This window comes from Pantoea sp. JGM49, assembly GCF_018257655.1.
In the GTDB taxonomy this organism is placed as follows: domain Bacteria; phylum Pseudomonadota; class Gammaproteobacteria; order Enterobacterales; family Enterobacteriaceae; genus Pantoea; species Pantoea communis.
In genome coordinates this window covers 97,429-119,028 of the sequence record NZ_JAERJM010000008.1, presented here as the reverse complement: position 1 = coordinate 119,028, position 21,600 = coordinate 97,429, and the positions used below count along the sequence as shown (strand labels likewise).

The window sequence follows — 21,600 nt, the reverse complement described above, 5'->3', positions numbered from 1 at the left end:
CTGGAGTTTTCTCATGAGACTCATTGCGATTACCGCCTGTCCAACAGGCGTAGCACACACCTATATCGCCGAAGCGAATCTAAAAAAGAGCGCGGCTAAAATGGGTATCGATATATTAGTGGAAACCCATGGAGCAGTGGAGAGTGAATACCATTTCACTGACGAGGATATTAATAATGCCGATGCGGTACTGATTGCAGCGGATAAAATGATTGATACCGGAAGGTTCAAAGGTAAGCGTATATTCAAAGTTCCGGTGGCACGTGCGGCCAAGGATGCCACTGGCTTGTTGAATAATATTCTGAACGGTGCACTAAAACCTGAATTAGCCGGTGAGACCTCCTCAATCAGGATTGATGATGCGCCCAATTTCTCAGGTGGAAAGTCATTAGCCTCTCAACTTTATATCCATCTGATCACCGGCGTGAATCTGATGATCCCCTTTGTGGTGGCTGGCGGAATATTGATTGCACTCAGTTTCTCATTCGGCATCACGGCCGCTACGCCGGGTGACGCGAATTTCAGCCCCATCGCCAAAATGTTATCCGATGTCGGAGGCGGCGCGGCTTTCGCGCTGATGCTGCCGATATTGTCCCTCGGGATCAGCAAATCCATCAGCGGTAACCTCGGTATTGTATCTGGCGCGGTAGGCGGCATGTTAGCGGTGCATACCGGCGCTGGTTTTTTAGGTGCCTTGTTTGCAGGGTTCCTCGCCGGGTATATCACGTTATTTGTCGTAAAATATATTCAATTGCCAAAAGCCCTGGCCGGGCTCAAACCTATTCTGATCGTACCATTATTGACGGTGCTGCTGACCGGAGCACTGATGATTCTGGTTATTGGTCAGCCTATCAAATTGCTGCTAGAGGCATTAACCACCTTCTTGCAAACCATGGGAAATATGAATGCTGCGGTGATGGGCTTAATGATTGGCATCATGGTGGCATTTGATATGGGGGGACCGTTAAATAAAACCGTCTGCATGTTTGCTATCGGATTAATGTCGACCGGAATCTATGAACCGATTGCGGCCTGCATGGCCGCGGGCATGGTACCTCCAATCGGTATTGCGCTGGCGACCACGTTATTCAAACGTAAATTTACCGCGCAAGAGCGTGAAACCGGAAAAGTCACCTATGTATTAGGACTCTCATTTATCACCGAAGGCGCCATTCCCTACGCTGTTTCTGATCCTCTGCGTGTGATTCCCGCTATCTGTGCGGGTTCTGGCTTGGCCGGGGCACTTTCAATGGGACTCGGCTGTGCTTCTCGCGCACCGCACGGTGGGGTGTTCGTGCTGTTTATCCCCAATGTGATTACACATGTACTGGCTTATATCTTCGCGATTGCTGCCGGTGCGTTATTCACGGCAGTGATCCTGCGTGTCATTAAAAAAGATGTTAATCAGACCCAGACTGAAGGAGTGAAAGATGTTAATCAACATGAAGAATCTTTTGAGCGTGGCTAAAAATAATAAGTTTGGCGTAGGCGCTTTTAATATCGCTTCAGCAGAATTCGCGCGCCTGGTGATTGAGGTTGCAGAAGAGTTACGTTCCCCCGTGATTCTTGAAGTGCATCCGGTTGAGCATGATTTCTGTGGTGATGCCTTTATTGTTTATTTACGCGAATTAGCCGCCAAAGCCAGCGTGCCGGTGGTTATTCATCAGGATCATGGTCAGTCACTGGAACACAATATCAAAGCGATTCAGACCGGTTATACCTCGGTGATGATTGATGCCTCTTTGCTGGCATTTGAAGACAACATCGCCCTGACGCGAAAAATGACGGAAATAGCGCATGCAGCAGGGGTTTCTGTCGAAGCGGAGTTGGGCACCATTGGTGTTGCTGAAGGCAGTTCAGAAGGGGGGCACAGTGAGATCCTCTATACCGATCCTGACCAGGCCGCGCGATTCGTCAAAGAAACAGGCGTTGATACCCTTGCAGTCGCTATTGGCACCTCACATGGCCTTTATCCTGTGGGCAAACAGCCGAAACTGGATATCCCACGACTCAAAGAGATCGCTGCACGGGTGGATATTCCCCTGGTATTACATGGCGGGTCGGGCAATAAAGACAGTGAAGTGGCAGAAGCTATTCAGCACGGTGTAGGAAAAATTAATATCTCAAGCGATATGAAGAAAGCATTCTTTGTGGCGCTCGAAGATGAGATTAAACGCGGCAGTCATGAACCCAGTGAATTGTTCCTGAAACCGATGGCGGCAGCGAGAGAAGTTGTCGCTCACAAAATGCGCTTATTCTCTTCGGCGGGTAAAGCAGAGCTTTACGCTTGAGCGATGGTAGTCAGTGAAGGGTAATGCATCACTCTTCACTTTATTCACTAAGGCCGTAGCGAAAGGTACGGCCCCCTCAAATTATTGATGGCAGATGCCTGCCTGCATAACGAAATAAACGGGTTAGGATTTACTTAACCAACACCTCGGTTAATGCTGTTTTGTCTGCTGCGCGTCGCGCGGTATACCTTGCGGGACATCCATTCATCTCCGCAGGCAGACATGAGCACACATACACGCATCCGCAAATTCAACACCAAAGAAACGTACCCTAACCAAAACCTCGACAACGATCTTTGCCAGGCTGTGCGTGCCGGGAATACCGTTTACGTACGCGGTCAGATTGGCACTGACTTCGAGGGCAATCTGATTGGGCTTGGCGATCCGGCTGCACAGGCCGATCAGGCGATGAAAAACGTCAAGCAGCTGCTGGAAGAGGCGGGCAGCGACCTGTCACACATCGTCAAAACCACCACCTATATTATTGACCCGCGTTATCGTGAGCCGGTTTATCAGGTCGTGGGTAAATGGCTGAAGGGTGTGTATCCGATCTCAACCGGACTGGTGATTTCAGGGCTGGGTCAGCCGCAGTGGCTGATGGAAATTGATGTAATCGCGGTTATCCCGGACGACTGGCAGCCACAAGCAGGAGCCTGATCATGACGTTATCAATTGTAGGACGCTGTGCCGAGACCGGTCAGATGGGTATCGCCATTAGCTCATCCAGTATTGCCGTCGGCGCGCGCTGCCCTTGGTTACGCACCCAGGTGGGCGCCGTTTCCACACAGAACATCACCTTACCGGCGCTGGGCCCGCGCATTCTTGACCAGTTGCAGCAGGGAAAATCTGCTCAGGCCGCCTTAGCCGCCGGGCTGGCGTCTGACGAATATCATCAATATCGCCAGGTCACCGTGCTGGCGGCTGATGGGCAAAGTGCCTGCTTCAGCGGAGAAAAAACCTTAGGAGTGAACCACGCGCTGAGTGGTGTGGATTGCGTGGCGGCAGGTAATTTACTCGCCAATCCCGAGGTAATCGTCGCGATGGTAAACGCCTTTGAGCGGAGCGAGGGGCACCTCGCCGATCGCCTGATCTGTGCCATGCAGGCAGGTATGAAGGCGGGAGGTGAGGCCGGGCCAGTACATTCGGCTGCGCTGTCGATAATAGCTGAACCAGTCTGGCCTATTGTTGATCTGCGCGTTGACTGGACCGAGGCCGATCCCATCGAGGAGCTCAACACCCTGTGGCAGGCTTATCAGCCTCAGATGCAGGATTACGTGATCCGCGCATTGGATCCCACCAAAGCCCCCAGCTATGGCGTACCCGGCGACGAGTGATGCAAGGAGCTTCTATGGTGACCAGCCGTACGTTACTGGCTCAGTTGGTGGCCTTTGATACCACCAGCCGTGAGTCCAATCTGGCGCTGATCGATTTTGTCTGGCGCTATCTGACCGATCTGGGTGTGAACTGCGAACTGATTCATAACGCTGAGCGCAGCAAAGCCAATCTGTATGCGAGGCTCGGTCCCGCAGGCAAGGGCGGCGTGATGCTCTCAGGGCACAGCGATGTGGTGCCTGTAGATGGGCAAGCGTGGAGCGTTCCGCCTTTTGCGCTGACCGAGCATGACGGCAAACTCTACGGGCGCGGCACCGCGGATATGAAGGGATTTATCGCCTGTATGCTGTCGGCCGTACCGCATTTTCTGGCACAACCTCTCACTCAGCCGCTGCATCTGGCGATCTCTTATGACGAAGAAGTGGGTTGCCTCGGCGTCAGAACCTTGCTGGATGCGTTAGCGCAGCGCCCGGAAAAGCCGGACATTTGCCTCATCGGCGAACCCACCGAGCTGCAACCGGTTTTAGGCCACAAAGGCAAACTGGGCATGCGATGTGAAGTGCAGGGCGCGGCGTGCCACTCTGCTTATGCGCCACAAGGCGTGAATGCTATCGAGTACGCAGCGAAATTGATTCATCGACTAACCGAGATGGGTGAGCGACTGGCTGCTGCGGAAAATCAGGATGCGCGTTTTGATCCGCCTTATACCACCGTGCAAACCGGCGTGATTCAGGGCGGGCGGGCGCTGAATATTGTGCCTGCAGAATGTAGTTTTGATTTTGAAGTTCGCACCTTACCCAAAGATGATGCGCAACAGGTAGCCGACGAACTGGAGCGTTACGCACAGCGCGACCTGTTGCCCCTTATGCAGGCCGTCAATCGCGACACGTCGATTCGTTTCACATCTATCAGTGGTTATCCCGGTTTATATACTGACGCGGAGAGTCCCGCAGCGCGTTTGATTGCGCACCTGACCGGTACCGACAGCTTTAGCACGGTGGCCTTTGGCACCGAGGGCGGCTTGTTCCATCAGGCTGGTATCCCAAGTGTTATCTGCGGTCCTGGCAGTATGGCGCAAGGGCACAAACCCGATGAGTTTATCAGCCTGGAACAGCTGACCGCCTGCGATGCCATGTTGCGGCGGTTAGCGGAGTGGATGTGTCTATAAAGTGACACTGTCACTCATTGCGCAAGCTTATTGAGCCGCACCCTTCAGTTATCTCGTTCTTGTTTTCATCAATCACACACCAGGCTGAAGGGCGCGGTTATCAGGCCGCGCCCAGCCAATTTGCCTGCTTTAACTTTTCCAAACACCAGCTTCAGGAAGCACTAACCGCATGATGCACGCATTCACCGTATGCTGGTGGTAAGCAAAGATAGCCCGTTTCTGGAGAGTCCATGGTCAGTGCAGAAGTCACCCCGTTCCCGCAGCCCGACGTGCTGCATCCTGTAGCCCACAAAGCCAACGTTGCCGTGCAACTGGATGGCGTACTTAAACGCTTTGGCGATGCCATAGCGCTACACAAAATTTCGTTAACCATCGAAGAGGGTGAGTTTATTACGCTGCTCGGCCCATCAGGCTGTGGCAAAACCACACTGCTAAACCTGATGGCAGGCTTTGCCGAAGCAGATGGCGGCGAGATCTTTATTGATGGCGATCTGGTCACCGAGATCCCTCCTTACCAGCGTGAAATCGGTATCGTCTTCCAGAACTACGCACTGTTCCCGCATATGACCGTGGAGAAGAATGTTGGTTATGGTTTGCGTATGCGCGGTGTACCCAAGGCGGAGATCGCTGAGCGTGTAGAACAGGCATTAGCGCTGGTTAAACTGGCGGGCTACGGTCAGCGTAAGCCGCGTGAACTTTCTGGTGGGCAGCAGCAGCGTGTTGCCCTGGCGCGCGCTCTGGTGATTCGCCCGAAAGTGCTGCTGCTGGATGAGCCGTTTTCCGCACTCGATAAAAATCTGCGTTTATCGATGCAGGTCGAGTTAAAAGCTATTCAGCGCAAACTCGGCGTCACCACGGTATTTGTCACCCACGATCAGGGCGAAGCGCTGAGCATGAGTGACCGGGTAGTGGTGATGTCTGCTGGACACGTTCGCCAGATTGGTACCCCGGATGACATCTATCGCCGTCCGCAGGATCCTTTTGTCGCGGGATTTGTCGGCGATGTGAATATCTTGCCAGGCCACTACGCTGGCCGCGACAGCACCGCCGTTATAGAGCTAGGTGGCAATAAACTGCGTCTTCCGTCAGAGCGAGTAAATGCCCATGTGGGCGAACGTCTTGATGTCTACATGCGCCCAGAAAACCTGCAACTGGCACCGTTGAGCCCCCACTCCCTGTTCAGTGCCACGGTGATTACCCATGTTTTCCAGGGTGATCATGTGGATGTACATCTTGATGCGCCAGCACTGGGCAGCGCGGCATTATTTGCGCGCCAATCGGGACTCGAATCCCTGACGCGCTGGCCGGTAGGCAGTGTGGTGGGCGTGAGCGTTGATGATGAAGGTGTTTGTGCGTTTAGCGCGACGAAGCAAGGATAATCGATGTTACCTGAAATGATGAACGCCGTAATAGCACGCCAGCCCGGCGGTCCTGAAGTACTGGCATCAGTCAGCCGTCCTGTGCCGCAACCGGCGGCTGGAGAAGTGTTGATTCGCGTCAGCTGTGCGGGCGTTAATCGCCCGGATATTATGCAGCGTAACGGTATGCCGCTACCGCCAGGCATCACCGATATTCTCGGGCTGGAAGTCTCAGGCACCGTGGTCGCACTCGGCGCGGGTGTCGAATACCCGAGAATCGGGAGCGCCGTGATGGCGTTACTCAACGGTGGCGGATACGCCGACTATTGTGTCGCGCGTGCCGAACTCTGCCTGATCGTCCCGCATACCTTGCCGCTGAATCATGCCGCTGGCGTGCCGGAAGCCGCATTTACCGTCTGGCATAACCTGTTTGAGCTGGGCCGTCTGCAACCGGGGGAAACGGTATTGATCCATGGTGCTGCCAGCGGCGTCGGGACCTTTGCGATTCAATGCGCTCAGGCTTGCGGAGCAAAGGTATTCGCCACCGCAGGCGGTGCCGATAAAATCGCCGCGCTACAGCAACTCGGGGTTTGTCGTGCCATTGACCGACATCACGAAGACTTTGTTTCCGTTATTGAGGATGAAACCCAGGGCCGCGGTGTGGATGTGGTGCTGGATAACGTAGGCGGCGATTACGTGGTGCGTAACCTCAGCGCTCTGGCACCAGGCGGACGCCACGTGAGTTTGTCGTTTATGCAGGGGGCGAAAGTTGAGCTCGACTTACAGCTGGTGATGCGCAAAGGGTTAAGCCTGACGTCATCCACGTTGCGTCCCAAAAGCGCCGCAGAGAAAGCACGGCTGGCGCAAAACATCAGCAAACACCTGTTGCCACTGATGGCGAGCGGAAAAATTTCCCCGATCATTCATACGACATTACCGCTGGCACAGGCCGCCGACGCCCATCGCATTCTTGAAGCCAACGCCAACATCGGCAAAGTGCTGTTAAAGGTGGCGCCATGATGCAGCTCTTTTACGCCAGCACCTCGGCGTATGTGCGTAAAGTCATGGTCTGTGCACAGGTGTTGGGGTTAGCTGACGCGATCGCGTGGCTGGATTCGGCGGCACATCCTGTCGAACGGGATGAACGGATCGCGGCGTTTAATCCTCTGGCGAAAGTGCCCGCATTGCGAACCCATCATGGACTTTGTCTGTATGACAGCCGCGTCATTTGTGAATATCTGAACACGCTGTCACAAGGCACGCTGTTCCCCGCAACCGGGGATGCACGCTGGCAAAGCCTGACACGACAGGCATTAGGCGATGGCTTAATCGATGCCGCTTTATTGGCCCGCTACGAATTTAGCGCGCGTCCGGAAGAGAAACAGTGGCAAAACTGGGCCGATGCGCAGTTAAAAAAAGTCACCGCCGCTCTGGCAGAAATCGAACGACAGGTTTCGCAATTCAGCCCGCAGCCTGATGATATTGGTTTGATTGCAATTGGCTGTGCACTGGGCTATCTCGATTTTCGTTTCGCAACGCTTAACTGGCGTGATAGCTATCCGCTGACTGCCGCATGGTTCGCCCGTTTTGATGCTCATCCGGCAATGGCCGCAACGCGTCCGCACGTTTAATCAGGAGTTTTCATGTCACAGCAAATCTATTTTCTGAATGGACCCAATGCCAATTTGTACGGCCTGGATAAAAACGGCACCTACGGAAGCGAGAGTTTTGTCAGCATCGGCGAACGTTGCCAGCGCCGCGCAGCATCACATGGCGTGGTATTGCACTTTCGTCAAAGTAACCATGAGGGCGTCCTGGTCGACTGGATTCAGGAAGCGCGACAAAACGCCGCCGGGCTGATTATCAATGCCGCCGGTTTGACCTACAGCTCAGTGCCAATTCTGGATGCATTGCTGATGTTTGATGGCCCGATCATCGAAGCGCACATGAGCAATATCTGGAAGCGTGAGCCGTTCCGCCATCACTCCATGGTATCCAAAGCGGCAACCGGTGTGATAGCTGGACTCGGCGTGTTGGGCTACGAACTGGCCATTGATGCGGTGGTCACCCTCATCAAGGCGGATGTGGCATGACAACCCTGGTGTTTTACAGCGAGTTTGACAGTTACTCCGAGTGGTCAGCACTGCTGGCCCCACATCTGCCCGGTGTCACAATTTGCCGAGCTGAGGAGGTTCTGGACGCCAATGACGTGCACTTCGCGCTGGCGTGGAAACCGCCGCACGGTTTTTTTGCCCCGTACCGCAATCTTAAGCTGTTGGTGAATCTCGGTGCGGGTGTTGATTCGCTGGTAGGACGCGATGACCTGCCGGATATCCCGATTATCCGCCTGTCCGATCCTGATATGGCCAGGATGATGGCTGGCTATGTGCTGTTCGCGGTGCTGCGCTGTGCGCGCGACATCCCGGCATTTGAACGGGCGCAACGCGAGCGGCGCTGGCACTACCTTCATCCTCGGGTGCCATCAAGCGTACGGGTTGGCGTGATGGGTTTGGGAGAGTTGGGGGCTTTTGCCGCGCAGGAATTAGCACGGCAGGGGTTTGCTGTGCGTGGCTGGTCACGCTCACAAAAAAACATTGCCGGTATTGAATGCAGCAGCGGGCTGGCATCGCTGGATGATTTCCTCAGTCAGAGCGACATTTTGGTCGTGATGTTGCCATTAACGCCGAGTACCACCGGTTTGCTCAGCCAACAACGGCTGGCGCAACTGCCAAAGGGGGCGGCCTTTATCAATGTGTCACGCGGCGCGATTGTAGATCAGGCTGCGCTGACCTGCGCGCTACAATTGGGAGATATTGCCGAAGCTACGCTGGATGTGTTTGACCGCGAACCGTTGCCGCCGGAAGATCCGCTGTGGCGTATGGAGAATGTGTTAATCACCCCCCATCTGGCCTCGGTCGCCATTCCCGCCAGCGCAGCGTTACAGGTTGCTGAAAATATTCAGCGCGCCGCGCGCGGGGAAGCGGTATCCAATCAGGTGTTCCCGGAACGCGGATACTAAGCGGGTTCAGGCCACGCGCACCACTTGCGGGTCGAAATAGCTCGGGGCTGCCATGCCCGGAATGTATTGATCGGAGATGAACATCTGGCAACGTTCGGCAAAGGCGTTCACCACCATGGATTGCTGGGTGTTAGCCATGGTGGCATAGCCGAGTTGCATCGGCTTGTTCACGCCTGCCAGACGCACGCGGATCAGCCGTTTGCCATCCTGTGACAGGTGCGCTTTCGGGCGCACGTTGGCAATGCCAAATCCGACGCCGTTGGCCACCATGGCGCGCACCACTTCCATATTGCTCGAGCGCATCACCACATTCGGCGCCACACCCGCTTCACTGAACAGGCCGAGGAAATATTCGCGGCTCCATGGCATATCCAGCAACACCATCGGCATCGTTGCCAGGTCCTGAATGGTTACCGCCGATTGTGTCGCCAATGGATGATGTTCGCCCACCATCACATACGGCGGCAACTGCGCCAGGGATTTAAACGCCACGTCATTGGCCGGCACTAAATCATAAGTGAGGGCGATGTCGATATCTGCCGAGCGTAATTGCTTCAGCAATTGCTCGTGGTTGCCTTCGACGAGGGTGATACGCACGCCAGGAAATGCGCGACCAAAGCCAAACACCAGTTCCGGCGTCAGCATCGGTGCCAGCGTATCCAGACAGCCCACACGCAGAGGACCACGCACGTTGTTGAGTGACTCAGAGGCGATGGTATAGAGATTGTTCATCTGATCCAGAATCAGCTTGGCCTCTTTTAACACTTGATGACCAATAGCCGTCAGGGAGACGCCCTGCGCATGGTGACGCACAAACAGCTGCACCCCCAGCTCAGATTCAATATGTGTAATAGCTGCGGAAATCGACGGTGATGAAACGTGAATACGTTCCGAGGCACCAATAATGCTTCCGGCCTCACCGGACGCGACAAAGTATTCCAGCTGACGCTGGGTGATGCGACTGAGCATGCAGATTCTCCTGGGATCGCCGACGCGATCATGTCGCGCCAGTCATTGTAATAGTCCCGATGACCCTGCATTAATCATGCCAGAGGACGGTTAACAGCATAATCGCCTGACCGCTCCATCACGCCCATTCGCTTCTGCCTCATCACTGGTTAAGAAAATCCGTTGTAAAGCAGCGTCCTTTTTAGCCTCAGAAATTCTGATGCAAGGGCGAGGAAAAGGCTGTTTTACCGAATCACCTCGCGACGGCATTATCCCAGCAACACCAGAAGAGTCCGATAGCACTGTTTTGGTGCATCGCGTTTCACATTGCTGTTACAGCCATTTCATTCATTGGGGACGAGAATATGTTGCGTAAGATTTTTGCCTTAACGTTGCTGACGACGAGTGTATTAACTGCAGGTAATGCAATGGCCGCCGACAAGCTGATTGTCAGCACCTGGGGCGGCAGCTTTAAAGACCTGATTGATGAAACCATCGCCAAAGAGTTCACCAAAGAAACCGGCGTCGAGGTGCAGTTTGTCACCGGCGGCACCATTGATCGTTTGAACAAAGCCAAGCTGGCGGGTGGCACACCGGAGACGGATGTGACCTTTACCACCGCGCACGTCGGCTATCTGTATGCCAACAGCGGCCTGTTTGAAAAGCTCGATATGAGCAAAATTCCTAACGCGGTGAATCTGGTTGAGCAGGCGAAGGTCAGCCCGTATCACCTCGGCGTGTGGGGCTATGTCTATACCATCGGCTATCGCCCGGATCTGGTACCGAAAGGTGAAACCTTCACCAGCTGGAATGACCTGTGGAAACCAGAGCTGAAGGGCACGCTGGCCCTGCCAGATTGGGACCCAAGCCATATCATTGCCGTTTCCGCCAAACTCTCCGGGGCTGATGCCGCACACTGGCAGCAGGGCGAAGCGAAGATGAAAGCGCTGATTCCGAACATCAAATCCTTCTATACCGATGACGCCAACAGCCAGCAGTTGATCTCCACCGGTGAAACACCAGTACAGGTGATGCTGTCGATGAATGCCTACAGCATGATGGCCGAAGGGGTGAACATCAAACTGGCGATACCGAAAGAGGGTGCCATTTTGGGTGTGGACACCGTGGGCATCAACAAAGGGACCAAACACGCCGATCTGGCCTACAAGTTTATGAATATCGCGCTGAAACCGGAAATTCAGGAGCAGGTGGCGAAGATCTATCGTGGCAGCCCAACGGTGACCAACGCGCATATCGATCCTGAACTGGCGAAATTGCCTGGCATGTTGACCACGCCAGCGCAGTGGAATGCCACCATCAACACCGATCCACAACTGCGTGCCGAGAAAACAGCCGAATGGCGCCAGTGGTTCTCTGAAAACATCATGTCTCACTGATTGGTTCATCACGGGCGGCCACCAGGCCGCCCACAAGCAACACTTTATTCAGGCAGCAACGTCTATGACGAGAAAACCGACATTCTTACCCTGGTTCATTATTCCCGCCACACTGACAGCACTCGGACTGGTTGTGGCCATGTTCGCGGTGATGCAGTTTAGCGTGCGGGCTTATATTCCCGGTTCGCTCGACGTGGGCGGATTTACCCTGGCTAACTTTAACGGACTGCTGAAAAGCATTTACGCCGATGCTTTTATTAACACGGTGATGTTAAGTGCCAAAACTGCCATCTTTGGCCTGCTGATGAGTTACCCATTAGCCTATGCGCTGGTGCGCACGCGCACCACCTGGATCAAATCGACGATTCTGATTATCGCGATTACGCCGCTGTTTCTCGGTGAAGTGGTGCGTACCTACTCGTGGATTATCGTGTTGGGAAACAGTGGCTTCCTGAACAGCCTGCTGCTGGCACTCGGCATCATCTCAAAACCGATTCAGTTTATGTTCACCCAGAGCGGCGTGGTGGTAGCACTGGTGCACGTCACCATGCCGATCATGGTGCTGATGCTGGCCACGGCGCTGTCGCATATCAACCCTGACTATGAAAAAGCGGCAACCAGTCTCGGTGCCGGACCCGTTCGTACCTTATTGACGGTGACGATTCCACTATCGATCCCAGGTATCGTGGCCAGTCTGACCACGGCATTTGCCTGGACCTTTAGTGCTTTCGCCACGCCGCAGTTGATTGGTGGCGGACGCGTAAGCACCGTGGCAACCATGGTGTATCAGCTTGGTTTCTCGTCAATGAACTTCCCGTTTGCCGCCGCGCTGAGTATTGCCGGCTTGATTCTGACCATCCTGCTGCTGATGACATTGAAACGCCTGACCCGCTTCCTGCACGCTATGGGAGAACATTAATATGACCCGTTCGATGAACGATAAACTGGTGACGCTGGCCGGACGTTTGCTGGTGGCCGCCATCCTCATTTTTGTCATGCTGCCCACCGTTGTGGTGTTTATCTCTTCGTTCAGCAGCACTGCGGTCCTGTTTTTCCCGCCCAAAGGCTGGTCGCTGCGCTGGTTCGAGCGTGCGGTGAATTACGATGATTTTCGTCACGGCTTTTATTCCGGACTGATCGTCACCGCGTGGGCATCTTCGCTGGCAGTGATCATTGGTGCAACGCTGGCGATTGCCATTGAGCGCTATTCCTTTCCGTGTAAGCGCGTGCTGGAAGGCATTTTACTGTCGCCACTGTTTATCCCGCATTTCACTATCGGTTTAGGCCTGCTGATGCTGGTCTCACAGCTGGGCCTCGGGCGCGGCTATCCGCTGGTGATTTTCTGCCATATTGTGCTGGTGCTGCCATTTGTATTGCGCAGCGTCTACGTTTCGCTCAAGAACCTCGAACAGCGTATTGAAATGGCGGCAGCCAGTCTGGGTGCTTCGCCACTGCGGGTGGTGTGGACCATTACGGTGCCGTTGATTTTACCGGGCCTGTTTGGTGGCTGGATGTTTGCTGCGATTCTCTCTTTTAATGAATTTACCGCGTCGCTGTTTATTACCACCCAGGCAACACAGACCTTGCCGGTCGCCATGTACAACTATGTGCGTGAATTTGCCGATCCAACGCTGGCCGCGCTGTCAGTGATTTATATTGCGGTAACGGCAGCCATGCTGATTATTGCGAATAAGTTTTTGGGCCTTGGGAAGATATTAAACGTTGAAGCCCGCCACTAATCATGAATCTGTGCGCTTTGGTTTTACCGAAGCGCTGAATTAAAAAAGCTTGCTTAGCGTTAACACGAACAATGATTACGATGATGAATAACCCATCGCGTTAAAATCTATTTAGGGATTCCACATGTCAGTAGAAAAAATTAATACCGTAATTGTCGGTGCAGGTCAGGCGGGCATTGCAATGAGTGAACATCTTTCATTGATGGGTGTCCCGCATATTGTATTTGAGCGTAACCGCATTGCAGAGCGCTGGCGTTCAGAGCGTTGGGATTCACTGGTCGCCAATGGCCCCGCCTGGCACGATCGTTTTCCTTCAATGAAATTCGATAATATTTCTCAGGAAGCTTTTCCTCCTAAAGAGCGCATGGCTCAATATTTCGAAGATTATGCCAAAATGCTCAATGCGCCGGTGCGCACTGGCGTTGAAGTGCATCAGGTTGAACGTCTGCCGGGACGTAGCGGCTTCAAAGTGCTGACCTCTATTGGAGAATTTGAAGCAGATAATGTGGTGGCGGCAACAGGGCCGTTCCAGAAGCCTTCATTCCCGCAAATCGTGCCGGACAGTGCCAACCTGCATCAAATTCATTCCTCTTCCTATAAGAACCCGCAGCAGTTGCCAGAAGGCGGCGTGCTGGTGGTGGGCGCGGGCGCGTCAGGCTCACAAATCGCGGAAGAGCTGGGTAAAACGGGCCGCAAAGTCTATCTGTCGGTCGGCGAACATTATCGTCCACCACGCTCTTATCGTGACCGAGATTACTGCTGGTGGCTGGGTGCTTTAGGCTTGTGGGATGAAGTGAAAATCAAGCCGAAAAAACAGCACGTTGCCTTTGCCGTGAGCGGCTATGAAGGCGGTAAAACGGTTGATTTTCGTCGTCTGGCTCATATGGGCATTACCCTGGTGGGTATTACTCAGCAATGGGATAACGGCGTGTTGAGCTTTGCTGATGGCCTGGCTGAGAATATTGCAGAAGGTGATAAAGCTTATTTCGACGTACTACGTGATGCCGATGCTTATATCGAGCGTAATGGTCTGGATCTGCCGCTGGAGCCACAGGCCTGGGCATTATTATCCGATCCAGACTGCCTGATTAATCCTTTAACGAAATTAAACCTGGCCGAGGCCGGTATCACTTCTATTATCTGGGCGACAGGGTTTAAATTTGATTTTAGCTGGTTGCGTGTGGATGCATTTGATGAGAAAGGCGTGCCTTTCCATAAGCGTGGTATTTCAGCGGAGCGGCGTATTTATTTCCTTGGTTTACCGAATCTGGTGAATCGCGCCTCCTCCTTTATTTATGGCGTGTGGCACGATGCAAAATATATTGCCGATCATATCGTGCTACAGAATGCCTATACCGACTACGAGAAATCGTAAGTTATCTGTGTGTGTATTTGCGTGATCGCAGGCGGCTAAATGTTATTTTATTTGGCCGCTTTTTTTATCAGGTGGAAAAGTGACCATTACCTGTATTGAAGAATTGCGGCAACTGGCGCGAAAACGTGTGCCAAAGATGTTTTATGACTATGTCGATGCAGGTTCCTGGACGGAATATAGCTATCGCGCCAACGAAGCTGATCTACGCCGCATCGAATTTCGTCAGCGTGTCGCGGTGGATATTGCGGAACGCAGCACGGCAAGCCGAATGATGGGGCACGATGTCGCGATGCCGGTGGCGATTGCCCCCACCGGACTGACCGGCATGATCCATCCCGATGGTGAAATTCATGCGGCACGCGCAGCCAAAAAATTTGGTATTCCCTTTACGCTCTCTTCCATGAGCATCTGTTCGCTGGAAGCTGTATCTCAGGCCACGCAGGGGCATCCATTTTGGTTCCAGCTCTATGTATTGCGTGACCGGCAGTTTGTGGCAAATCTGATCGATCGCGCTAAAGCGGCCAACTGCAGCGCGTTGGTGGTGACCATGGACTTGCAGGTCTTTGGTCAGCGCCATAAAGACATTAAGAATGGCCTCTCCACGCCGCCCAAAATGACGCTGCGCAATGTGCTCAATATTGCCACTAAACCGCGCTGGTGCTGGCAGATGCTGAATACGAAGCATCGTAATTTTGGCAATATTATCGGGCATGTAAGCGGTGTGGATAACATTGACTCGATGGTGGAGTGGACGGCACAACAGTATGATCCGCGGCTCTCCTGGAAAGATATCGAATGGATTAAACGGCACTGGGGCGGCAAGTTGATTGTGAAGGGCATAATGGATGCCACTGACGCGCAACTGGCGATCGAAGCGGGTGCCGATGCGTTGATTGTTTCCAACCACGGTGGGCGTCAGCTGGACGGCGTGTCTTCGTCAATTACACTGCTGCCGGAAATTGTGGCGGCGGTCGGCGATCGAATAGAAGTGCATTTTGATGGCGGCATTCGTTCCGGGCAGGATGTATTAAAAGCCATAGCGTTAGGCGCCAAAGGCACCTACATCGGGCGTAGTATGCTGTATGGATTGGGGGCGCTAGGTGAAGAAGGGGTGACCACAGCGCTAAGCATCATCCGTAACGAGTTTGATCTGTCGATGGCGTTTTGTGGCAAAACCAGTGTAGCGGCCATTGATGGCGGGATTTTACGCGTGCGCTGAAAGACGGGGAAATAGCGGGAGGCTAGTCATCCTCCCGCCGCGTCATTAAAACACTTCATCCAGCAATTGATACAGGCGTTTGAAGGCACGCTGCGTCACTTCCGGATGATACTGCGATACGCCAGCATTATCGGCTTTTGGATCGGTGAAGGAGTGCACCGCACCGGCAAAGCTCACCAGCTGCCAGTCAACGCCTTTGCTGTTCATCTCATTGGCGAAGGCGGCTAGCTGCTCGCGCGGCACAAGAGGATCGGCCGCGCCGTCCAGTACCAGCAGTGAAGCCTGGATAGTATGACTGTCATAAGCGCCCTGGGTATCCAGCGTGCCGTGGAAAGAGGCGGCCGCTTTGATGTCCGCGCCGCTACGTGCCAGTTCAAGCGCACAATGGCCGCCGAAGCAGAAACCGATAGCCGCAACCTTATCCGCGTTGACGGGGGCGGTGGTTTGGGTGCGCAATGCGCTGAGGGCTGCCTGCATGCGCGCCACTTCGGCGGGGGTGTCTTTCACTGCCATCATCATCGCACCCGCTTCTTCGCCGTTAGTGGGGCGTTGACCCTGACCGTACAGGTCAGCTACCAGCACCACATAGCCGTGGGCGGCAATGGCTTTGGCTTGTTCAGCAACATCAGTGGTGGCCCCCATCCAATTGGGCGCAATAACAATGCCCGGTTGAGCAGTGTTATTATCAGCCTGGTAAACTAAATAACCTTCAAATGTCTCGTTGTCCACGGTGTAAGAAAGGAATGAAGACTGGATGTTGCTCATTAATTAAGCTCGCTTATTTTTATTAGCAGATGAAGCCACGACGTTACCGACTATTTTGAATTTAGCAATTGCATGCTGGGCTCACCGCACCAAATGTTTAATGTCATATTTAACATTTCACTTCAGCATTAAATTTCTGCCATTTTTGGCTGGGCTTTTCCTCCGCCAAGCGTGCTAAGAAAACTGAGCAGGGTGAATACCGTCATAATGCTCACCATAATCCAGGGCGTACCGTTGTTAAGCCCTGCCAGCAGCAGTGAGGAAACAATCCCACTACCGTATTGCAATGAACCTATTAGCGCGGAGGCTGAACCGGTGGCATTCGGCACGGCATCCAGCGCGGCCGCGGTGGCTGAAGCTGCAATAATCCCGTTCATTGAGAAGAAAATGAAGATACAGATGACCAATCCCGCCAATGCTGCCGGATGCGTTTTCAGTACAAAACACATTACGAAAGTCATCAGTGCGGCGATAAAAGAGGCGGATTTCAGCAGCGTCTCAAGCCGTACCTTTTGCACTAAACGTTTATTAACGGTGCTGACCGTCACCAGTCCAAGGATATTAATGGCGAACAGCCAACCATAATGTTGCGGATCGATGCCGAAATAGCTGATATACACCGCAGGCGAACCGACAATAAAGGCGTAAGCAGCAACGTAATAAAAAGTCACGCATAAGGTAAAACGCATAAAGTTTTTATTTTGCAGCAGGGTGCGATAATTACCCATTATTTGCCGAGGTGACGCCGTTACCCGTTTTTCTGCCGGCAGTGTTTCAGGAAGCCAGAGCAGTGATATGAACATCAATGCGCCGACTACCGCCAGAAACCAGAAAATCACCGGTCATTGCGAGTAACGAATGATTTGCCCACCCATTAATGGCCCCGCGATAGGGGCAATCGCCATAACAATGATCAGCGTCGATAGCATCTGCGCAGCACGCGTGCGGCTGAAAAGGTCGCGGATCATGGCACGCGCCAGCATCGGGCCGGTGCAGGCGCCAGCGGCCTGAATGACACGCCAGAAGACAATCTGAGGCATGTCGCTGGAGAGTGCGCATCCCGCTGAGCCGACAGCAAAGATAATCATCCCGATATATAGCGGTGTTTTTCGGCCGAGTTGATCGCTAATCGGGCCCCAGATTAGCTGTGCGATGGCAAAGCCAATCAGGAATCCGGTGACCGTCAGTTCCGAATCGCCGTGTAACGCGGCTGACATCGCGGGCATCGCCGGAAGATAGATGTCGGTTGAGAGCGAGGTAAATGCCATCAGCGCGCTAAGAATAATAATAAAAGCGATGCCGGTTTTCATATCCGGAGGATGCGTTGCAGTTTTGATATCCATAGTGTCTTTTTATAAGAAAAGGATGGGGCCTGTGCGGTGCCAGGGCTTGAATACAGTGATGGAAAAGGGATTGCGGGGTAGCTTAACAAAGGCGGAAGGGATTGATTAGGTGCGCCAGTCTACTAGCACCTATGAGCAAAATTCATTAATGGGAGGGTTAATAAGACGAGGGCGCATCACCGCCAGAGCAGTGATGCGCTTTAACGCGATTAAGGCTGTTGTGCTGCCAGTTGCAGCAGCAGCGCTTTCGCCACATCTTCTGAGCTGGCCGGATTTTGCCCGGTGATCAACTGACCGTCTTGTACGACAAACGGTGCCCAGTCCGTGCCTTTTTGATAATGCGCGCCCAGTTTGATGAACTCATCCTCAATCAGGAAAGGCACCACGTCGGTCAGCTCAACGGCTGCTTCTTCGCTATTGGTAAAGCCGGTGACCTGCTTACCCTGAATTAACGGGGCGCCGCTCGCAGCTTTCACATGGCGCAATGCGCCAGGTGCATGGCAGACAAAACCCATCGGCTTACCCGCACGATCGAAAGATTCGATCAACTGGATGGAGTCTGCTGACTCCGCCAGATCCCACAGTGGACCGTGGCCGCCAGGATAAAAGACCGTATCGAAATCCTGCTGATCAATGCTTGCCAACTTCACGGTATTGGCCAGCGCCTGCTGTGCCGCCGCATCAGATTTGAAACGTTCGGTCATAGCAGTCTGAAATTCAGGTAAATCACTTTTTGGATCCAGCGGCGGTTGTCCACCCGCCGGAGAAGCCAACACCACTTCGGAACCCGCATCTTTAAACACGAAGTAGGGTGCGGCGAACTCTTCCAGCCAGAACCCGGTTTTTTTGCCGGTGTTGCCCAACGCGTCATGTGATGTTAGAACCATCAAAATTTTCATTGTCTGTCCTCGATTAATGTTGGTTATTCAGTAATGCAGTCAATGCTGCGCTTTTGTCCTGATAGGGCGCACGCAGCCGTAAATTTGTGGTGCCCGCCTCATCCTGGATCACAATCGGCTTGGCGTGACTGAAACGACGGAATCCGTGAATCCCGTGATACGCGCCGATACCGGATGCGCCCACGCCACCAAATGGCAGGCTGTCGAGAGAAGCATGGGTCATGACATCATTTATCACCAGTGCGCCAGAAGTGGTGTGCTGAGCCATCAGCTTTTGACGCTGTTTATCATGGACAAAATAGTAAGCGGCCAGTGGACGTGGATGCGCATTGATATAGCGAATCGCTTCCTCTACCTCTCCGCTGTAGCTTTTGACTGGCAGCAGCGGGCCAAAAATCTCTTCCTGCATGACTGCCATCTCTTCGGAGACATTGAGGATCAAATGCGGCGCGATTTTGCGGCTTTGCGCATCAAAGTCCGGCTCACCCGCAGGGGCCAGGCTAACGATCCGGGCACCTTTAGCTCGGGCATCTTCGATCAGACCGATCAATCGCTGATAATGACGAGCACTGATTATGGCGGTGTAATCCACGTTGCTTTGCAGCGTTGGGTACGTCTGATGCATGAACTGCTGTGACGCGGTGATAAATTCCGCTTCAGCGGCATACGGAAGTAATAGGTAATCCGGTGATATACAAATTTGACCGGCGTTAAAGGTTTTTATGGTCAGGGTTCGGGCTGCCGCCATTGCCACATCCGCATCTGCGTCGATCACCACCGGCGACTTTCCACCCAGTTCCAGCGTAACAGGCACCAGATTCTCTGCCGCTGCACGCATCACATGCTTTCCGACGGCGGTGCTGCCGGTGAAGACCAGATGGTCGAATGGCAGAGCGCTAAACGCTTGTCCCACTCTGGCGTCACCCAGAACCACGCTGAGTTCATTGGCGGCGAAGTAACGCGGCACTAACTCCGCCAGTAATGCCGAGGTGTGGGGTGTCAGCTCAGAGGGTTTTAGCATCGCAGTGTTGCCCGCAGCAAACACACCGGCCAATGGGCCAAATGCCAGGTTAATCGGGAAATTCCACGGGCTGATAATGCCAACGACACCTAAAGGTTGTTGTTCGATGCGCGCCTGCATACCCGCAACCGGGACTTCGGCGATCTCCGGCTGCATCCACTGCTCCAGATGCTCGGCGGAGTGCTGCAACATGTTGATGGTGGTCATCAGGTCGGCCGCCTGGGTTTGATAGGCACTGCGATGACCAAAATCGGCGCTGATAGCCGCAGTAAACGCAGCATGATTCTCGCGAATTAATGCCACGCTGCGTAATAAGCGATCGCGGCGAAGTTCGGCGCTAGCAGGTTCGTTCTGCAGATGAGCCTGTTTCATTGTGTGCAGCACATGCAGTAATTCTTGCTGAAGTGACATGATTTTTCCCGTGCGTTTCAAGATGTGGGCAGCTTACTCGCGCTGGTGTTTGACGGCTAACAAGGCTATTTTGGCAGGGGTATAAAATAATTTATGGGGCACTATGTCACTGGTTCGCTTACGAACGTTTATGGAAGTGTATCGCCAGCGCTCAATTTCCGGTGCGGCGCGCGCACTGAATCTGACGCAGCCTGCGGTTTCGCAACACATTAGCGGCCTGGAAGTCGCAGTGGGTCGACCGCTGTTTGAACGTCAGGCCCATGGCGTAATGCCGACGGCCGCTGCCGACGATTTGGCCGCTGATATAGGCAACTCTCTGGATACCGCAGAGTCTGCTTTATCATCCGCGCGTGCCCGATCGATGGATGTGAGTGGAACGTTGCAGATCATTGGACATGCTGATTTTATGGCGGAGAAATTATCAAGTGAGCTGCTTCCTCTGCTTGAAAGCGGCATTCGCGTGCATATGCACAGCGGTGATGGTCCGCTCGTTGCGCAGATGGTGATTGAAGGGCACTGTGATCTCGGCGTGACGGCACATCCGGTGACCGATCCACGTTTAAAGGGGGAAGTGATTTTTCAGGACCGTGTGGTTGCAGTGCCTGCACCGGCCGTGGCGGCTCGCTTACACAACAGTGCAGATTTTTCTGCGGATTTGATTAAAGAACCTTTGCTGGCTTATGACCTAAAACTCTCTTTGATTGATCATTGGCTGGATAAAAATCGCATTAAATACCAGACGCTGTTACCTGCGGTAGTTGGGCAGGATTTACGTGGTTTGCGAAGTTTACTCTGCGGCGGATTTGGCTGGTCGGTGATGCCAGCATTTTTATGCCAGGCGCAAATCGCGCAAGGGGAGTTGGTGGTGCTGGACGCGCCAGTGGGGGATACGGAAATTCTCTATCACCTTATCTGGTTACCCAGCGCTCTGCGCCAACCGCGTATTGCCCATGCAAGACAGGCACTGGTTTGGGGGATGAATAACAGCCATTAAGATTTATTATCTGTAAATCTGTTTAATTTGTCTTTTCTCACGCAGATAGTCGCCTTGCATCTCCAGCGTTTCTGCCTTGGTTAAAATGCCTTTTTTCTTCAGATTAACCAGAAGTTGTTCGATGACATCAAGTTCTACGATGTCATCGGCCAGGCGAGTAATTGCAACAGCCATGCGACTCATACCATCACGGTCAGCCGTTACGTGGTGAACTTTAGCCAGTTCACGTACCTGATTAGCAACACTTAATGATGCAGATTTATTCATGTCTTTGCCTCATTCAATGATACCCAATTTTAGCACGCAGAAGGTTGAGTGTCT

General features: G+C 53.4%; 21 protein-coding genes and 1 pseudogene. 16 read left to right on the top strand and 6 right to left on the bottom strand.

Features of this window, described 5'->3' with window-relative positions; all coding sequences use genetic code 11:
- Positions 1–13: 13 nt before the first annotated feature.
- From JK231_RS15275 to JK231_RS15230, 10 genes are all read left to right on the top strand, one after another.
- A complete protein-coding gene (locus tag JK231_RS15275; protein WP_211728959.1) occupies positions 14–1,468 on the top strand; it encodes a fructose-specific PTS transporter subunit EIIC in 1,455 nt (484 codons plus the stop codon).
- Positions 1,431–2,291, top strand: coding sequence for a ketose-bisphosphate aldolase (locus JK231_RS15270; protein ID WP_058961368.1), 861 nt, complete (start codon positions 1,431–1,433; stop codon positions 2,289–2,291). The genes JK231_RS15275 and JK231_RS15270 overlap by 38 nt, the downstream gene beginning before the upstream one ends.
- Positions 2,292–2,513: 222 nt before the next feature.
- Positions 2,514–2,948: a RidA family protein gene (locus tag JK231_RS15265; RefSeq protein WP_045815588.1), complete on the top strand. Its 435-nt coding sequence runs from the start codon at positions 2,514–2,516 to the stop codon at positions 2,946–2,948.
- Positions 2,949–2,950: 2 nt separating this feature from the next.
- The gene (locus JK231_RS15260) at positions 2,951–3,625 is read left to right on the top strand and encodes a DUF1028 domain-containing protein (RefSeq protein WP_058961369.1); all 675 of its coding nucleotides are present in this window, start codon (positions 2,951–2,953) and stop codon (positions 3,623–3,625) included.
- A gap of 14 nt (positions 3,626–3,639) precedes the next feature.
- On the top strand, positions 3,640–4,791 hold the full coding sequence (argE, locus tag JK231_RS15255) for an acetylornithine deacetylase (protein WP_153012316.1): 1,152 nt from the start codon (positions 3,640–3,642) through the stop codon (positions 4,789–4,791).
- A gap of 230 nt (positions 4,792–5,021) precedes the next feature.
- Positions 5,022–6,170 (top strand): ABC transporter ATP-binding protein, encoded by a 1,149-nt coding sequence (locus JK231_RS15250; protein ID WP_211728958.1) that lies wholly within the window; start codon positions 5,022–5,024, stop codon positions 6,168–6,170.
- Positions 6,171–6,173: 3 nt separating this feature from the next.
- A complete protein-coding gene (locus JK231_RS15245; RefSeq protein ID WP_211728957.1) occupies positions 6,174–7,169 on the top strand; it encodes an NAD(P)H-quinone oxidoreductase in 996 nt (331 codons plus the stop codon).
- Positions 7,166–7,780 carry a glutathione S-transferase N-terminal domain-containing protein gene (locus JK231_RS15240; protein WP_211728956.1) on the top strand — a complete coding sequence of 205 codons (615 nt, stop codon included), beginning with the start codon at positions 7,166–7,168 and terminating at the stop codon, positions 7,778–7,780. The genes JK231_RS15245 and JK231_RS15240 overlap by 4 nt, the downstream gene beginning before the upstream one ends.
- A 12-nt stretch (positions 7,781–7,792) precedes the next feature.
- Positions 7,793–8,242: a type II 3-dehydroquinate dehydratase gene (locus JK231_RS15235; RefSeq protein ID WP_045815582.1), complete on the top strand. Its 450-nt coding sequence runs from the start codon at positions 7,793–7,795 to the stop codon at positions 8,240–8,242.
- Complete coding sequence (locus JK231_RS15230) at positions 8,239–9,168, top strand: glyoxylate/hydroxypyruvate reductase A (RefSeq protein ID WP_249221725.1); 930 nt, start codon at positions 8,239–8,241, stop codon at positions 9,166–9,168. Before JK231_RS15235 ends, JK231_RS15230 begins: the two co-directional genes overlap by 4 nt.
- Positions 9,169–9,174: 6 nt before the next feature.
- Here the strand turns inward: JK231_RS15230 and JK231_RS15225 are convergent, their stop codons facing one another.
- Positions 9,175–10,137, bottom strand: a complete 963-nt coding sequence (locus JK231_RS15225) for a LysR family transcriptional regulator (protein WP_045815580.1) — start codon at positions 10,135–10,137, stop codon at positions 9,175–9,177.
- Between the two features lie 344 nt (positions 10,138–10,481).
- Here JK231_RS15225 and JK231_RS15220 point away from each other — a divergent pair, with 344 nt between their 5' ends.
- The 5 genes from JK231_RS15220 (at position 10,482) to JK231_RS15200 (ending at position 15,846) form a co-directional block, all read left to right on the top strand.
- Positions 10,482–11,513, top strand: coding sequence for an ABC transporter substrate-binding protein (locus JK231_RS15220; protein WP_058961376.1), 1,032 nt, complete (start codon positions 10,482–10,484; stop codon positions 11,511–11,513).
- 64 nt (positions 11,514–11,577) lie between these two features.
- On the top strand, positions 11,578–12,432 hold the full coding sequence (locus JK231_RS15215) for an ABC transporter permease (protein WP_058961377.1): 855 nt from the start codon (positions 11,578–11,580) through the stop codon (positions 12,430–12,432).
- Position 12,433: 1 nt separating this feature from the next.
- The gene (locus tag JK231_RS15210; protein WP_160833882.1) at positions 12,434–13,252 is read left to right on the top strand and encodes an ABC transporter permease; all 819 of its coding nucleotides are present in this window, start codon (positions 12,434–12,436) and stop codon (positions 13,250–13,252) included.
- 124 nt (positions 13,253–13,376) lie between these two features.
- Entirely contained in the window at positions 13,377–14,627 is a 1,251-nt protein-coding gene (locus JK231_RS15205; protein ID WP_211728955.1) for an NAD(P)/FAD-dependent oxidoreductase, read from the top strand.
- A gap of 79 nt (positions 14,628–14,706) precedes the next feature.
- On the top strand, positions 14,707–15,846 hold the full coding sequence (locus JK231_RS15200) for an alpha-hydroxy acid oxidase (protein ID WP_072226584.1): 1,140 nt from the start codon (positions 14,707–14,709) through the stop codon (positions 15,844–15,846).
- 45 nt (positions 15,847–15,891) lie between these two features.
- Here JK231_RS15200 and JK231_RS15195 read toward each other — a convergent pair whose 3' ends face one another.
- From JK231_RS15195 to JK231_RS15180, 4 genes and pseudogenes are all read right to left on the bottom strand, one after another.
- Complete coding sequence (locus JK231_RS15195; protein ID WP_160833879.1) at positions 15,892–16,611, bottom strand: dienelactone hydrolase family protein; 720 nt, start codon at positions 16,609–16,611, stop codon at positions 15,892–15,894.
- Between the two features lie 128 nt (positions 16,612–16,739).
- Positions 16,740–17,921, bottom strand: a pseudogene (locus JK231_RS15190) (multidrug effflux MFS transporter).
- A gap of 242 nt (positions 17,922–18,163) precedes the next feature.
- Positions 18,164–18,853 (bottom strand): type 1 glutamine amidotransferase domain-containing protein, encoded by a 690-nt coding sequence (locus JK231_RS15185; protein ID WP_211728954.1) that lies wholly within the window; start codon positions 18,851–18,853, stop codon positions 18,164–18,166.
- 13 nt (positions 18,854–18,866) lie between these two features.
- A complete protein-coding gene (locus tag JK231_RS15180) occupies positions 18,867–20,285 on the bottom strand; it encodes a coniferyl aldehyde dehydrogenase (protein ID WP_211728953.1) in 1,419 nt (472 codons plus the stop codon).
- Between the two features lie 103 nt (positions 20,286–20,388).
- Here JK231_RS15180 and JK231_RS15175 point away from each other — a divergent pair, with 103 nt between their 5' ends.
- Positions 20,389–21,279: a LysR family transcriptional regulator gene (locus JK231_RS15175; RefSeq protein WP_211728952.1), complete on the top strand. Its 891-nt coding sequence runs from the start codon at positions 20,389–20,391 to the stop codon at positions 21,277–21,279.
- 6 nt (positions 21,280–21,285) lie between these two features.
- Here JK231_RS15175 and JK231_RS15170 read toward each other — a convergent pair whose 3' ends face one another.
- Positions 21,286–21,546 carry a hypothetical protein gene (locus JK231_RS15170; protein ID WP_211729055.1) on the bottom strand — a complete coding sequence of 87 codons (261 nt, stop codon included), beginning with the start codon at positions 21,544–21,546 and terminating at the stop codon, positions 21,286–21,288.
- Positions 21,547–21,600: the final 54 nt, after the last annotated feature.